Here is a 14266-nt window from a genome sequence, read left to right as displayed (position 1 = left end):
CGATGCGGGTGGGTCAGACCGGGAGCAGGCCGGTCGCGATGAGGACGCCGATGCCGAGGATCGGCAGGCAGTAGTACGTCAGCAGCGGGATGAACGTCTTGACCGGGTCGACGCGGGCGATGCCGGAGGCGACGTAGATCGGCGCTCCGGACGGCGGCGACGCGCCCTCGGTGGAGGCGAACACCAGCACCGCGGCGGCGGCGACCGGGGCGGGGATGCCCGCTCCGGCCAGCGCGATGACGGCGACCGGCCCGACCGCGGCCATGGTGGCGCTGGCGGTCAGCGGGATCGCGATGGCGACGATGATGACGCCGATCGCGATGGCCATGACCCAGCCCGGTGCGTCGAGCCCGGCGAGGACCGACTCCAGCTGCTCGGCGAGGCCGAGGTCGCCCAGCAGGTTCGCCGCGGAGAACGCCGCGACGATGGTGATGCCGATGACGCCGAACGACGGCGCCGCCTTCCCGATCGCGGCCCACCAGCCCGAGGTGGTTCGGGGCAGGTGACGGCGGCCGAGCACGAGGACCAGCACGATCATCAGCACCGGGATCCAGGTGATCAGGCTGATCACGTCCGGCATCGTGTACGGCTGGGCGGCCAGCGCGGTGCCGTCGGCCAGCTCGACCGGCTTCTTCATCGCGTCGGAGACACCGCTCCAGGAGCCGAGCGCGTCGGCGACCGGTCCCCGGGTGAGCAGCAGCGGCACCAGGATCGGGCCGAACAGCAGCAGCGAGGTCCACCCCGACCGCAGGCTGCGCCCGAACGGGATGCGGTCCTCCGCGGCGATCGGTTGGATACCGTTGCGGCGCACCAGGAACCAGGACAGGACGAAGCGGTAGCCGAGGCACCAGAGCCCGGCGATCGCGAGCGGCTTCACGATCTCGTCCGGCTGCATGACGCCCTGTGCGGCCAGTCCGCCGACCAGGATGAACATGGTGGCCGAGAACGGGAAGGTGACGCCCATCCCGGCGCCCCCGGCGACGACGGTCGCGGCCAGCTCCGGCTTCACGCCCGAGCGCTTCATCCACGGCACCGTCACCGAGCCGACCGCCGCGGTGACCGCGGCGCCGACGTGGGCGATGGCGCCGAAGATGCCGCCGGCCGCGGTGGCGGTGTAGACGGGGCCGCCGCGCAGCCGGCCGAGCACCGAGTTCAGCAGGTCGATCAGCTTGTCCAGGACCGGCGTCCGGGTGAGCAGGTAGGACATGAACACGAAGGCCAGCCCGGCGAAGGTGACCTCCTCCTGCAGCGCGTCGAGCACCGACTCCCCGATGGCCGACCAGGCGGACCCGCCGTCGACGGTGCCGCCGAGCAGTACGAACGCACAGACGGCGACGAACCCGAGGATCATCGCCTCACCGATGTTGCGCTTGAACACCGCGTTCCAGACGATGATGACGCCGACGAACGCGACCAGCGCCCACACGGCGATCATCGGACCGGCTCGGAGAGGATCGCGGCCCGGCGGGCGGCCTCGTCGGCCTCGACCGCACGTCCGCCCAGCAGGGACGTGGCGGCCTCGGCGGCGGGGACGACGATGACGCCGTCGTCGTCGCCGACGACCAGGTCGCCGGGGCGCACCACGACACCGCCGACGGCGACCGGCACGTCGACCTGGCCGGGGCCGTTCTTGTACGGGCCGGCCGGGGTCACCGCGCGGGCCCAGGCGGCGAAGCCGATCTTCTCCAGCTCGACGACGTCGCGCAGGGCGCCGTCGACGACGATGCCGCCGACACCGCGCTTCGTCGCGCGCTCGGCCATCAGCTCACCGAGCAGGGCGCGGGTGGTGTCCCCGTGTCCGTTCACGACGAGCACGTCCCCGGCCCGGGAGCGGGCGATCGCCCGGTGCAGCGCCTGGTTGTCGCCCGCGCGGACCCACACCGTGCGGGCCCGGCCGACGACCCGCGCGCCGCGCCAGAGAGCACGGATGCCGCCGTCCATCATGCCCATGCGGTCGCGGGCGTCACCGATGTTGGCCACAGCCAGCCCGGAGTAGGCGGCCAGGAGGTCGTCGGCGGGCGCCAGGGCGGCGTCGGCGCGGTCCCGGTGCAGCTCGGCGGCGGCCGCGGTCATCACCGGACGGACACCGAGGGAGTCCAGCAGCTCCGCGGACGACCCGGCCTCGCCGGCGCGGCGGTCGGCGTGCTTGAGCGTGCCGTCGTGCAGGCGGTCCATCGACGCGGTGCCGCCGGCGAGCGCGGACGCGATCTGCCCGCGCACCCAGTCCTCGGCGCCCGCGGCCGCACCGGCGGCCATCGACTCGACGACCAGCGCACCGAGACCCTTCATGAAGCTGCTCCGCAGTAGCTTGCGGACCGACGCGTCACCCGGCTCGCCGGCGATGTCCTCGACCGGGGCGCCCAGCGCGCGGAACACCTCGGCCGCCCGGGCCGACGCCGCGCCGCTGATCACCACGCCGGTCGCGGCCCCGTGCTCGGGCACCGACCCGACCACCGAGACGTCGGCGAAGCGGTCGGCGCCGACGAGCGCGGCGGTGTCGCGCTTGGCGTCGGGGGCCATCGAGTTCATGTCGACGAACACCGCGCCGGGGGCGAGGTGCGCGGCGACCGACTCCGCCGCGGCCCGCGCGACCTTCCCGCCGACCAGGCTCAGGACGAGCTCCGCGTCGCGGACCGCCTCGGCCGGTGTGTCCACGCGCCGCACCCCGTCGGGGGTCGCCGTGTCCGCGGGGTCGTACCCGGTCACGTCGCCGCCGCGGGCGACGAGCCCCGCCGCGTAGAGGGCCCCGGCCTCGCCGAGTCCCAGCACTGTCGTACGCACTCTGCCTCCTTGCAGCTGGTATTCCATACAGTGATAAGAGCTATCGTTCTGCGGGTAGTGTGCGCACGGAGCGGTAAACGTGTCAACGGGTCGGCCGTACCGGTCGGCGACTGTTGTCTCTCACTGTGTGAGAATCAGCCCGTGCCGACGGAGAGCAGGGACCAGGCGCCGGGCGAGCGGTCCGCATCGACGATGCGGTCGCTGGAACGGGCGATCGACGTGCTGGAGGTCCTCGACGACGCCCGGCAGCCGTTGCGGCTCACCGAGATCGCCCGGCGAGCCGGGCTGCCGGTGGCGACCGCGCAGCGGATCCTCACCGTCCTGGAGGCCCGGGACCGGGTCGAGCGCGACAGCGCCGGCTACCGGCCCGGCGTCGCGCTGACCTTCGGTGCGCACGCCTATCTGGCGACGAACCCGCTGCTGCGGGCGGCGAGCCCGGTGCTGATCGACCTGGCGGGCGAGACCGGGCTGACGGCGTCGCTGTTCCGCGAGTACCGCGACGCCCGGGTGGTGCTCACCCGCGCCCACGGGGCCCGGCGGCTGCGCTACGAGCTCCCGATCGGTGCCCGGCTGCCGCTGCACGTCGGCGCCGGGAAGGTGCTGCTCGCCCAGCGCTGCGCCGAGGACGTGACGGCCGTACTGGCCCGGGCGACGGAGGCGGGGGAGCACGTCGACGACGCGGCCCTGGCCGCCGACCTCGCCGGCATCCGCGAACGCGGCTACTCGGTGGCCCGCGGCGAGCGTGAGCCCGGCGTCGCCAGCGTCGCGGCGGCGGTGCCCCTGGGCGGGGACGTGCGCGCCGCGGTGCAGGTCGCCGGCTACATCGACGACATCCCGGAGGACCGCACCGCGGCGCTGGGACTGGAGGTCCGGCGGGCGGCCCTGGCGATCGGACGGTCGCTGCCCGAGCCCTGAGCCGCCGAGCTCACCGGCCGTCCGGCGTCGCGACCAGGAACAGCGCCATCGTGGCGAGGTCGTGCCGGTCCTTCGCGGCGAGCCTGCGGCGCCGGGGTCAGCCCCGGCTGAGGACGTCGAACCCGGTCGTGACCACGCCGTCGCCGACGCAGCGCTGGATGTGCGGCCGCGCGACGCCGATCGCGACGACCCCGGGCACCGAGCCGCCCGCGCCGAGCAGGGCCCGCCCGGCGGCCCGCAGGACCGCCGCGCCCCGGCGCCGGAGCCCGTCGCGGGGCGGGACCACCGACAGGCACACGCGCTGGCACACCGTTCCGTCGGCCGCGGCGTGCGGCGGCGACCAGGTGAGGGCCAGCACGTCCTCGGTCACGCGGGCGGGCACGGCGTGCGACCCGCCGATCCCCGGCAGCGCGACGACGGTCGCGAAGGTGACACCGAGCCGGGTGAGGGCCGGGTCGCCGGCGAGCAGCAGCAGGGTCTGGTCGCGGGCGGACTCGGCGGGTCCGACGAGCTGCAGATCCGGCGGGATCATCGGGCCTCCGGGGACGGTCGTCGCTGTGTCCCCGACGCTAGGACGCCCCACCTCAGCCCGCGGACAGCCCTGGGACAGCCGACGGCAAAAACCGGGCGGGCTCAGCCGAGCAGGTGCCCGCCGAACCAGTCCCGGGCCGGGTGCCCGGAGGCCCCCGCTCCCAGGCCCCGGTGGTGCCCGGGTCCGCCGGGGAGGTCGGGCACAGCTCGTGCCTGCGGCACCGGCCCGCCCCCGTCCGATCGCGTCCTCGCGTCGAGCGGGGTCAGCGTAGGACCGCCGGGGCGCCCGTCACCAGGTCCGGACGCCCCGGCGGGGGCTCAGGCGTGGATGTCCGACGGGTGCGTGGCCAGCGGGGTCACCTGCATCGTCATGTACGGGAACAGCGGCAGGCCCCACAGGATCTCGTGGAGCTGCTCGTTGTCGCGCACCTCGAAGATCGACAGGTTGGCGTACTCGCCGACGCAGCGCCAGATGCTCACCCACTCACCCGAGCGCTGCCACTGCTGCGACCAGGCCTTCTCCCGCGCCAGCAGGTCGGCCCGGACGTCGGTGTCCATGTCGGCGGGGAGGTCGACCTCCATCCGGACGGCGAACCGGGCCATCAGGCGGGGTCCAGGGCGAAGTCGTAGGTGACCTCGTTGCCGGTGCCGTCGGTGGCCGGGCCGGGGCGCAGGATCAGCTCCGGCTTGACGGCCTGGGCGACGTCGTCGGTGACGTAGTCGCCGCCGTCGAAGTACAGCTGGGTGGTGACGAGCTGCTTGCCGGGCGCGGACACCTTGAGGTGCAGGTGCGCGGGCCGCCACGGGTGCCAGCCCGCCGCGTCGACGAACGCGCCGGTCGAGCCGTCGGTCGGGATCTGGTACGGCGCGGGCTGCATGGTGTGGAACGCGAAGTGCCCGTCGGCGCCGGTGTGGATGACCGCGCGCAGGTTCCACTCGGGGATGCCGGGGGCGAACTGGGAGTAGTAGCCCTCGTCGTCGGCGTGCCAGAGGTCGACCGTCGCGCCGGCGACCGGGGCGCCGTCGAGGTCGGTGACGGTGCCCTGGAACAGCAGCGGGGTGCCCTTTTCCCCGGCCCGCATCGGCATGGTGGCCTCGGACTCGAACTCGGGGGCGCCGGGCACGTAGTAGGGGCCCTCGATGGTGCCGACGGCGCCGCGGCGGTCCGCGTTGGCGACCTCCTCCACGACGTGCTCGACGAACACGTCGAGGAACAGCGGCCACTCGCCGTCGGCGCCGACCTGGATCAGCCACGCCTTGAGCGCGTCGTACTCGGCGTAGGTCACCTGGTGCTTGCGGATGACCTCGTGCAGGGCGTGCAGGGTGTCGGTGGCGATGGCGGACACCCGGGCCGGGTCGGCGGCGGCGCCGCTGCGCTCCTTCTTCGCGAAGGTGGCGGTGGCGTTCGCGCCGGAGCCGGCGGCGGTGGCGGTCTCGGACATGTCCTACTCCTGGTGGTGGGTCGGTGCTCAGGTGTCGGTGCGGTAGTGGGCGAGCTTGTCCGGGTCGATCTCGATCCCGAGGCCGGGCCCGGAGGGGACGCGCAGCTCGCCGCCGCTGATCCGCAGCGGCTCGGTGAGCAGGTCGTCGCTCATGTCGAGGTAGTTCGACAGCTCCCCGGCGCGGGCGCTGGTGTGGCGGTGCGCCGCGCCGAAGGCGACCGTGCAGGCGGTGCCGAGCTGACCGTCGATCTGGTTGCCCATGACCACCTCGGTGCCGAGTCCCTCGCACAGGTGCAGCACCCGCTGCGAGCCGGTGAACCCGGTCCGCGCCGTCTTGATGCTGATCATGGTGGCGGCGCCGTCGAGCAGCTCGCGGGTCACCTCGCCGGGGCGGGTGGCGGACTCGTCGGCGACGGTCGGGACGGTGGTGCGGGCGGTGAGCCAGCGTCGTCCGAGCACCTGGTCGGCGGGCATGAGCTCCTCGGACAGGGTCAGGCCGAGGTCGGCCATCTCGTCCAGGGCCCGCGCGGCCTCCGACGCGGTCCAGCCGCGGTTGCCGTCGACGTAGAGCTCCACGTCGGGGCCCAGCGCCTCGCGCAGCGCCCGGCAGGCGCCGGTGTCCAGCGCGACGGGGCGGCGGCCGACCTTGACCTTGAAGGTGGTGACGCCGTGCTCGTCGCGCATCCGCCGCGCCTCGGCGACCATCACGTCGTCGGGGGCGAAGCCGACCATGTGCGAGACCCGCATCCGGTCGGTGTACCCGCCGAGCAGCTCGGAGACGCCGACGCCGAGCCGGCGCCCGATGACGTCCCAGACGGCCATGTCGATCGCGGCCTTCGCGGTGGGGTTGCCGATCGTGCGGTCCAGGACGGCGTGGATCCGCTCCCGCTCGAACACGCTCAGGCCCACGATCTCCGGGGCGAACACGGTGTCGACCACCGCGCGGATGGAGGCCTGGGTCTCGCCGTAGGTGTAGGGGCGGGGCGGGGCCTCGGCGACGCCGACGACGCCGTCCTCGGCGTGCACCCGCACCAGCACGTGGTCGGCGGTGTGCACCTCGCCGGAGGCGAACCGCAGCGGTTTGCGGTAGGGCACGGCGAACGGGATCGCCTCGACGGCCACGATCTTCACTGCGGTCCTCCGGGGACGGTGGCGGGGCGGGGGTCCAGCTCGTGGGCGCGCTCGGCGAGCACGTCGAGCAGCCGGACGAGGGCGGGGGAGTCGTCGTCGGTGCGCCAGGCCAGGGCCAGGTCGACGCGCAGCTCGCGGTCCAGGTCGGCGTAGACGACGCCCTCGGTGCCCAGGGCGCGCACCGACTCGGGCAGCAACGCGACCCCGGCACCGGCGGCGACGTGGGTGAGCAGGATGGGGGTGTCGCGGGCCTCGGTGCGGCGCCGCGGGAGGAACCCGGAGTCCAGGCAGCCCTGGGTGGCGACCGAGTCGACCACCGACCCGGGGGCGCCGTAGGCGACGAAGTCGTCGCCGCGCAGCTCGGCCAGCGCGACCGTCCCGGCCCCGGCGAGCCGGTGCGTGGCCGGCAGCGCCGCGATCAGCCGTTCCTGGGCGATCGGGCGGACCGACATCTCCGGGCGCACCACCGGCGGGCGCAGCACGGCGAGGTCGATGCGGCGCTCGTCGAGCGCGTCCTCCTGGGCCGCGGTGAGCAGCCCGGGCAGGAACCGCAGCGCCACACCGGGCATCCGGCGGGCGGCGACCCGGGCCAGCCGCGGCAGCAGCCGGTAGGCGGCGAGGTCGGTCGCACCGACGGTCACCACGCCCTCGGTGCCCGCGGCGACCTGCTCGACGCGGCGCCGCGCGTCCTCGACGCCGGCCAGGATCCGCCGCGCGTCCTCCAGCAGCGACGCCCCCGCCGGGGTCAGGTCGACCCGGCGCGTGGTGCGCTCGAACAGGGTGGCGCCGACCTGGCTCTCCAGCTGGCGGATGGCCTGGGAGAGCGGGGACTGGGCCATGTGCAGCCGCTCGGCGGCGCGGCCGAAGTGCCGCGTCTCCGCGACCGCCACGAAGTAGCGGAGCTGCCGCAGATCCATTCCCGTCACCTCCCTCGCACCCGGCGCGTCACCTGACGGTAGGCCTGCGACTCTGTAGACACAAAGACCGGAAAAGGCCCGATCCAGAGGTGGAGTAGCTGAATCGCAGGGTCAGGCCGGTACGGGCCGGGTGTCGGCCCGCGCGTCGACGCCGTGGATCCAGGTGAGCCACGGGTCCAGCCCGGTCAGCCCCGCGTTGCGGGCCTCGGCCGCCGGGCCGTCGGGCAGGTGCAGCAGCCCGCTGGTGACCAGCGAGCTGCGCTGGATCGACCGGGTCCGTGCCCGGCGCAGCCGCTGGTAGCGGTCGAACACCGCGGTGTGGCCGCCGTCGAGCGCACCGGGGGCGGCGAGCAGGTCGGCGAGCACCGCCGCGTCCTCGATGGACTGGTTCGCGCCCTGTCCGTGGTGCGGCAGCATCGTGTGCACGGCGTCGCCGAGCAGGACGATGCGGCCGCGGGACCACCGCGTCATCGGGGGCAGCGTGTACAGCGGCCAGCGCGGGGACTGCGGCACCGCCGTCAGCATCTGCACGACGCCCGGGGACCAGCCGTCGAAGGCCCGCGCCAGGGTGCCGGGGTCGGTGTCGGTCGGCCCGGTCTCGCCGGTCCAGGGGTCGGGGCCCTCCAGCACCGCGAAGAAGTTGATCTGCTCGGCGTGGGGGCCGATCGCGTAGTGCAGCACGTGCGCGTCCGGGCCCATCCAGAACTGGATCGCGCCGGGGTCGGGCAGCAGTGGGGCGTCGGCGACGTCGACGATCCCGCGGAAGGCCGACGTCCCGGTGTAGCGGGGGCGGGCCGCGGGGTCGACGACCGAGCGCACCCGGGAGTGCACCCCGTCCGCACCGACGACGACCGAGCCCCGGACGCGCTCCCCGGAGGCGAGCGTGACCGTCCCGTCCGGGTCGACCGCGGTCACCTCGCAGCCGAGCCGCACCATCCCGCCGGGGCAGGCGCCGGCGAGGACCCGCTGGAACTCGGCGCGGTGGATGCCCAGGTAGGGGGCGCCGAAGCGGCGCCGGTAGCTGCCGTCGGAGCCGACCGGGAAGGCGGTCACCCGCTCGTCGTCGCGCCAGCCGCGGTGGATGAGCTCGGTCGGCTGGGCGGACACCTTCTCCAGCTCGCCCAGCAGGCCGAGCTCGTCCAGCGGGCGCAGCCCGTTCGCCGACAGCGCGACGGCCGCGCCGACCTCGCGCAGCTCGGCCGCCCGCTCGAGCACGGTGACCCGGACGCCGCGGGCGTGCAGCGAGAGGGCCAGCGAGAGGCCCCCGATCCCGGCACCGACGATCACCACTGATTCGTCCATGACTCTGATCCTGACACGGATACCGAGGGGGTATTCCTCCACGGATCGTCTCAGTCGGGACCGCTTTCGGCACGACCCGCACGGCCCCTTCTCCGGGACCCGCCGGTCCGCCAGGCTCACCCGCCGGGGGCCGTTGCCCCGTTCCGACCTCGACGAGGAGTGAGCGATGTCCGAGACGTTCGTGCTGGTGACCGGTGCCTGGCACGGGGGCTGGGCCTGGCGCCCGGTCGCCGAGCGGCTGCGTGCGGCGGGACACCGCGTGCTGACCCCCACCCTGCCGGGGCTGCACGACGGTGACGACCCGACCCGCTACCGGCTGTCCGACACCGTGGACGCGGTCGTCGACCTGATCGAGTCGCACGACCTGACCGACGTGACGCTCGTCGGGCACAGCTGGGGCGGCTACGTGATCACCGGTGCCGCGCACCGGGTCTCCTCCCGGCTGCGCAAGCTCGTCTACTGGAGCGCGTTCGTGCCCGCCGCGGGCCGCTCGCTCAACGACGAGGTGCCCCCGCAGTACCGGGAGCTGTTCGAGGGCCAGGCCGCCGCCTCGGGCAACAACTCCGTGGCGCTGCCGTTCGAGGTGTGGCAGGGCGCGTTCATGAACGACGCCGACGAGCCGGTCCAGCGCCTGGTGCACGAGCTCCTTGTGCCGCAGCCGCTGCAGTACTTCACCGAGACCGTGGAGCCGATCGACCCGGCGACGCTCGGGGTGCCGGTGGCCTACGTGCTCTCGACCGAGGACGTCGCGCTGCCGCCCGGCGAGTACGGCTGGGACCGCTTCCCGCAGCGGCTCGGGGTCACCCCGGTCACCGTGCCGGGCAGCCACGAGGGCTGCTTCACCCGCCCCGACGCCCTGGCCGAGGCCCTGCTGAAGGCCTGAGCCGCGCCGTGACCCGCCGGAGCGGGCCCCCGGGTGTCCCGGGGGCCCGCTCCCGTGTTCGTGCGGACGGTGCTCAGCGGGTCCGGTCAGCCGGTCGGGGACTCCTGCGCGCCGTCACCGGGCGCCGGGTCCTGGCCGAGCTGGTTCGGCGGGAACCGCAGGGGCGGGAGCTCCTGCAGCGGCGCCTGCGGGGCGTTGCCCACCTCCGGCGGGAGCGGCGTGCCCTGCGCCGGGTTGCCGAGCGGCGCCAGCGGGTCGGCCGGTGCGAACGTCGCCGGCTTCGCCAGGCCACCGGAGTCGCTGCCGTCGAAGGACTCGGTCCGGCCGCAGCCGTCGAGCATGACGGTCAGCGGGCCGTCGGTGTGCACGTCGAGGCGGGCGTCGCAGCCGACGCCGGCGCGCTCCGGGTCGACGGTCACGGTGCCGACCCCGGCCGAGCGGATCTCCAGCACGTCCTCGGCGTCGGCGTCGACCGGCGCGTCGAGGTGGCGGAACTCCCGCAGGTACGGGTTGACCGGCGAGAACGTCCCCTCGACCTGACCGACCTCCTGCCCGGCCGCCGGGACCGGCGCGTCGGCGCGGCCCTGCCCCCGGGTGACCACGTCGATCGCGCCCAGCTCGTGCGGGTCGCGGCTCTGGATGCCCGACAGCCAGTAGGCGTGGTCACCGACGAGACCGGCCTCCGGGTCGTCCATCAGCGGGTTGCGCACGTAGGTGACGTGCGGCGGGTCGACCGCGCGCGGCTCGTCGCCCATCCAGCGGGCGGCCAGGTCCCACATGCCGTTCTTGCACATCACCAGGTGCTCGGCGGCGAGGCCGACGTGGCTGACGAACTCGTAGTCGTAGTCCCCGGCGCGGTAGAGGTCGGCGCGCTCGCGGGTGATCGGGTAGGGGATGAAGTCGTCGTTGACCCCCGCCCACTCCATCACCGGCTGGTTGCGACGGCTGGGCAGCAGCTCGGAGATCTTCGATCCGGGCTCGTGCTTGGTGACGGTGTCGACCCCGGCGGTCTCGGCGACCTCGTCGGCCACCCCGTTCACCCCCGGCAGCGACGGCGCCACGTTCAGCCCGTCGCAGATGAACGCCCTGCTGAACACGTCGGGGAAGGTCAGCGACAGCTTGTTCGCGGTGTAGGCGCCGGAGGAGAACCCGCCCATCGCGGTGCGCTCGCGGTCGAGGTCGTAGTGGCGACGGGCGTCGGCCAGCGCCTCGAAGACGATCGCGCCGCCCTCGCCGTAGCCCCAGTTGTCGGCGCCGCGGAAGTCGACGTCGATCACCATCGTGGGGTCGCCCGGCCGGTCGGCGAACTGCCGGTAGAGGTCACGGTCGCCGGCGACGTCGTCGCCGGGACGCAGCGCGTAGCCCTGGGTCCAGACCATCGAGGCGTAGCCGTGCGACGGCGCGGGGGCCTCGGGGACGTAGACCGTGTAGCGCTGCATCCGGCCCGGCAGGTCGGGGACGCAGTCGTCGCGGCAGGGGTAGCCGAACGACAGGCTCGGCCGCTGGTCGCCCGAGCCCTCGCCGGAGCCGGTGGCGATGCCGCCCTGCTGCAGGCCGGTGCCCGGTGCGGGACCGCCCGGGTCCGACGGGAGCCGCCGGCCCTGCGCCTTCTCCGAGTGCGAGGCGAAGACCCGGGTCACGTAGCCGGAGGTGGGGACACCGGACTCGTCGTCGGTGCCGGCGCGGAGCTTCCCGAAGTCGACGTCGGCGAAGAACCCGGAGAGGTCGCCGTCCGCGATCGCGCGCTTCTGGTCGTTGTTCCGGTAGGGCGCCTCGAAGGGCTCGTGGAACCGGAAGGCCGCGTCGAAGAACGCCGACGGCGTCGGGTCGCCGACGACGGCGCCGCCGGGGTGCGTCGCGTCCGCGGTGACCTGCGGGACGAGGTAGGCGTCGGCGTCGCGGTCCCACAGCCCGGCCGCGGCGGCGAGGCGCTGCGTCCCGTCGGCGGGGTCCCACGCGGAGTGCGGCACGCGGATCTCGACCTGGCGCCGCTCGACGTCGACGTGCACCTGCGGTGCGTCCGGCAGGGTCCGCCCGGTGGCCGCGTCGACGATGTCGCCCCCGCTGCCGTGCACCGTCACGAACAGCTGGGCCGGCATGACGGTGTTCGCGCCGTGCGGGGCCGCGCGCGGGGTGTCCGAGCCGCCGAGCGCGAGGGTCAGGCCGAGCAGCCCGGGGTCGGTCATCGTGTTCATCGTGACCCGGAACGCGGTCGCGTCGTCCTGGGGCTTCGCGCGGACCTCGAGGATGTCCGCGGCGTTGCGCCGGTAGGCGGCGTCCTCGGGGTAGGTGTAGTTGCGCAGCAGGGTGTCGTTGGGCCAGCGGTACTGGTTGCCGCCGCCCTCGTCGTCGTAGACGCAGCCCTGGTGCACGTACTCGCCGTGCCGGTAGGCGCTGGTCATACAGACGCCGATCGGGTCGGCGGACCAGATGCCGGTGTTCTGCAGCTGGGGCGCGTCGACGGCGGGGGCACGCAGCAGGTCGGGACCCGCCGTGTCCGCCCGCCCGTCGGGCGCCGCGAGCGCCGACCCGGCGCCGACCGCCGCACCGGCGAGCAGGCCGGCGACGACGAGCGCCACACCGGCTCGCTTCGTCTTCTTCATCGGGGAGCCTTCCACCGGCGCCGCCCGGTCGCGCCTCACTGCGCGACGGGGTGCGAGCGGCCCCGTTGCCCGCCTCAACTGATCCACCACGACCCCGGTGACGTGCGACGACGACTTATCGTTAGCCCGAATGGACTAGGACCGCCCGGATCTGGATGCGGCCACCATGGTTCTCCTGGTGTAGAAAAACCGGGAGCAACCACGAGGAGCGGTCGTGCCGAAGCGGGTGGACCACGAGCAGCGCCGGGGCGAGATCGCCGACGCCGCCTGGCGGCTGATCGCCGAGCACGGTCCGGACGCGGTCACGCTGCGGGACGTCAGCGCGGCACTGGGGGTCGCGCACGGGGCGCCGGCGCACTACTTCGCCGGCCGCGCCGCGATCGTGGAGTGCGCGTTCCGGCGGGCCCTCGACGACCTCGACGCCCGGGTGGCGCGGCGCGCAGCCGGGCTGTCCGGGGTGGCGGCGCTGCACGTGTTCTGCGAGGAGGTCACCGCGCACACCGGGACGCCCTTCGCCCGGGTCGCGGCGTCCGGGCCCGGGCCGGCCGCGGTCCTCGCCGGGGTGACCGCGCGGTGGCGGACCCGGCTGGCGGCCCGGTTCGAGGAGGGCCGGCGGGCGGGCGGGATCGTCGCCCCGGCTCCGGACGGGGTGCTCGTAGAGCAGCTGCTGGCCCTGCTCCACGGGGTGCAGGCACTGGCCGGGCCGGGGTCCGGCGGAGCGGGGACGTCGCCGGAGCCGGGCGGAGCGGGGGCGGCGCCGGGGTCCGGCGGAACGGGGACGTCACCGGAGTCGGCCGGAGCGGGGGCGGCGCCGGGGTCGACCGGGGTGGGGGCGGCGCCGGGCGAGGTGGTCGCCGCGTTCCTCGCGGGGCTCGGCGGCGGCCCGGCCGACGCCGGAGTCGTGGGCTGGACCCCGCCTCGGACCGTCGGGCGCGGTGCGGGCCTCGTTGCAGGAGGCGCGGACGGCTCCGCCGGTGACGGCCCGACGGAGGACGGCCCGACGGAGGACGGCTCCGCGGCGTGCCGTGCGGGCGGCGCCGCGTCGGGGCGTGCGACCGGTGCCCCGCGGGGAGAGGCGGACGGCTTCCTCGCCTTCACCGACGTCGCGCTCGCCCGCACCGGCGAGCGGCTCCCCGGCACCGACCGCGCGGCCATGGCGCTGGTGCTGAACCTGCACCGGATCGCCAGCTCGCTGATCTACGACCTCGAGTCGACCGTGCACCGCCCCGCCGGATGGAGCTGGTCGGCGTTCCGGCTGCTGTTCACGCTGTGGGTCGCGGGCGGGCAGGAGGCGGGCCGGGCGGCGGAGCTGTGCGGGATGAGCCGGGCCGCGGTGTCCAGCCTGGCCAACACCCTCGCCGCCGGTGAGCTGGTCCGGCGCACGCCCGCCGCCGGGGACCGGCGGACCGTGCACCTGTCGCTGACCGACGCCGGGACCGACCGGCTGGTCGCCGCGTTCGGCACCCACAACCGTCGCGAGTCGGAGTGGGCGGCGCTGCTCGGCGCCGACGACCTCGCCGCCCTGAACACCCTGCTCGTCCGCCTCGCCCGGGCGGCGCACCGGGCGGACTGGATCAACCGGCGGACCTGAACCGCTCGGCGCGCGCCGCCGGATCGGCCCTGGCGCCGGGCGGCGCGGCCCTCTACGGTCCTGCACAAGTGATTCAACCTTTGATCGTCGGGCGTGCCCGGCCGGTCGGAGGTCCCGACGACGGGTCGCCGCGGTCGCCGCCCGTCTCCCGGCTCCGAGAGGACACCCGC

Annotated in this window: 12 protein-coding genes; 3 read left to right on the top strand and 9 right to left on the bottom strand. The window is 74.9% G+C overall.

What is annotated here, in order from left to right; genetic code table 11:
• Window positions 1–13: 13 nt before the first annotated feature.
• Both DMP17_RS16415 and DMP17_RS16410 read right to left on the bottom strand, forming a co-directional pair.
• Entirely contained in the window at window positions 14–1435 is a 1422-nt protein-coding gene (locus DMP17_RS16415) for a TRAP transporter large permease subunit (protein ID WP_337829976.1), read from the bottom strand.
• Window positions 1432–2781 (bottom strand): DUF1932 domain-containing protein, encoded by a 1350-nt coding sequence (locus tag DMP17_RS16410; RefSeq protein WP_337829975.1) that lies wholly within the window; start codon window positions 2779–2781, stop codon window positions 1432–1434. Before DMP17_RS16410 ends, DMP17_RS16415 begins: the two co-directional genes overlap by 4 nt.
• Before the next feature lie 141 nt (window positions 2782–2922).
• Between DMP17_RS16410 and DMP17_RS16405 the strand changes: the two genes are divergently transcribed.
• Complete coding sequence (locus tag DMP17_RS16405; RefSeq protein ID WP_337829974.1) at window positions 2923–3696, top strand: IclR family transcriptional regulator; 774 nt, start codon at window positions 2923–2925, stop codon at window positions 3694–3696.
• A gap of 97 nt (window positions 3697–3793) precedes the next feature.
• Here DMP17_RS16405 and DMP17_RS16400 read toward each other — a convergent pair whose 3' ends face one another.
• The 6 genes from DMP17_RS16400 to DMP17_RS16375 form a co-directional block, all read right to left on the bottom strand.
• Complete coding sequence (locus DMP17_RS16400; RefSeq protein ID WP_337829973.1) at window positions 3794–4228, bottom strand: hypothetical protein; 435 nt, start codon at window positions 4226–4228, stop codon at window positions 3794–3796.
• 317 nt (window positions 4229–4545) lie between these two features.
• A complete protein-coding gene (locus DMP17_RS16395; RefSeq protein WP_337829972.1) occupies window positions 4546–4830 on the bottom strand; it encodes a muconolactone Delta-isomerase family protein in 285 nt (94 codons plus the stop codon).
• Window positions 4830–5669: a catechol 1,2-dioxygenase gene (catA, locus tag DMP17_RS16390; RefSeq protein WP_337829971.1), complete on the bottom strand. Its 840-nt coding sequence runs from the start codon at window positions 5667–5669 to the stop codon at window positions 4830–4832. The genes DMP17_RS16395 and catA overlap by 1 nt, the downstream gene beginning before the upstream one ends.
• 27 nt (window positions 5670–5696) lie before the next feature.
• Window positions 5697–6800, bottom strand: coding sequence for a mandelate racemase/muconate lactonizing enzyme family protein (locus DMP17_RS16385; protein ID WP_226356169.1), 1104 nt, complete (start codon window positions 6798–6800; stop codon window positions 5697–5699).
• Window positions 6797–7717 carry a LysR family transcriptional regulator gene (locus tag DMP17_RS16380; protein WP_226365692.1) on the bottom strand — a complete coding sequence of 307 codons (921 nt, stop codon included), beginning with the start codon at window positions 7715–7717 and terminating at the stop codon, window positions 6797–6799. The genes DMP17_RS16385 and DMP17_RS16380 overlap by 4 nt, the downstream gene beginning before the upstream one ends.
• A 111-nt stretch (window positions 7718–7828) precedes the next feature.
• On the bottom strand, window positions 7829–9019 hold the full coding sequence (locus DMP17_RS16375; RefSeq protein ID WP_337829970.1) for an FAD-dependent monooxygenase: 1191 nt from the start codon (window positions 9017–9019) through the stop codon (window positions 7829–7831).
• Window positions 9020–9185: 166 nt separating this feature from the next.
• On the opposite strand from DMP17_RS16375, the gene DMP17_RS16370 reads away from it, so the two are divergent.
• A complete protein-coding gene (locus tag DMP17_RS16370; RefSeq protein WP_226356172.1) occupies window positions 9186–9902 on the top strand; it encodes an alpha/beta fold hydrolase in 717 nt (238 codons plus the stop codon).
• Between the two features lie 86 nt (window positions 9903–9988).
• Here the strand turns inward: DMP17_RS16370 and DMP17_RS16365 are convergent, their stop codons facing one another.
• Entirely contained in the window at window positions 9989–12505 is a 2517-nt protein-coding gene (locus DMP17_RS16365) for a hypothetical protein (RefSeq protein WP_337829969.1), read from the bottom strand.
• 214 nt (window positions 12506–12719) lie between these two features.
• Between DMP17_RS16365 and DMP17_RS16360 the strand changes: the two genes are divergently transcribed.
• Window positions 12720–14096 carry a TetR family transcriptional regulator gene (locus DMP17_RS16360; RefSeq protein ID WP_337829968.1) on the top strand — a complete coding sequence of 459 codons (1377 nt, stop codon included), beginning with the start codon at window positions 12720–12722 and terminating at the stop codon, window positions 14094–14096.
• The last annotated feature ends 170 nt before the right edge of the window (window positions 14097–14266 follow it).

This window comes from Pseudonocardia sp. TMWB2A (genome assembly GCF_017312135.1).
This window is presented reverse-complemented; position numbering and strand designations above follow the sequence as displayed.

Bases quoted from the DNA above. Each gene is read 5' to 3' on its own strand.
- DMP17_RS16415 (WP_337829976.1), bottom strand. From the start codon at position 1,435: ATGATCGCCGTGTGGGCGCTGGTCGCGTTCGTCGGCGTCATCATCGTC.
- DMP17_RS16400 (WP_337829973.1), bottom strand. From the start codon at position 4,228: ATGATCCCGCCGGATCTGCAGCTCGTCGGACCCGCCGAGTCCGCCCGC.
- DMP17_RS16395 (WP_337829972.1), bottom strand. From the start codon at position 4,830: ATGGCCCGGTTCGCCGTCCGGATGGAGGTCGACCTCCCCGCCGACATG.
- catA (WP_337829971.1), bottom strand. From the start codon at position 5,669: ATGTCCGAGACCGCCACCGCCGCCGGCTCCGGCGCGAACGCCACCGCC.
- DMP17_RS16380 (WP_226365692.1), bottom strand. From the start codon at position 7,717: ATGGATCTGCGGCAGCTCCGCTACTTCGTGGCGGTCGCGGAGACGCGG.
- DMP17_RS16375 (WP_337829970.1), bottom strand. From the start codon at position 9,019: ATGGACGAATCAGTGGTGATCGTCGGTGCCGGGATCGGGGGCCTCTCG.
- DMP17_RS16370 (WP_226356172.1), top strand. From the start codon at position 9,186: ATGTCCGAGACGTTCGTGCTGGTGACCGGTGCCTGGCACGGGGGCTGG.
- DMP17_RS16365 (WP_337829969.1), bottom strand. From the start codon at position 12,505: ATGAAGAAGACGAAGCGAGCCGGTGTGGCGCTCGTCGTCGCCGGCCTG.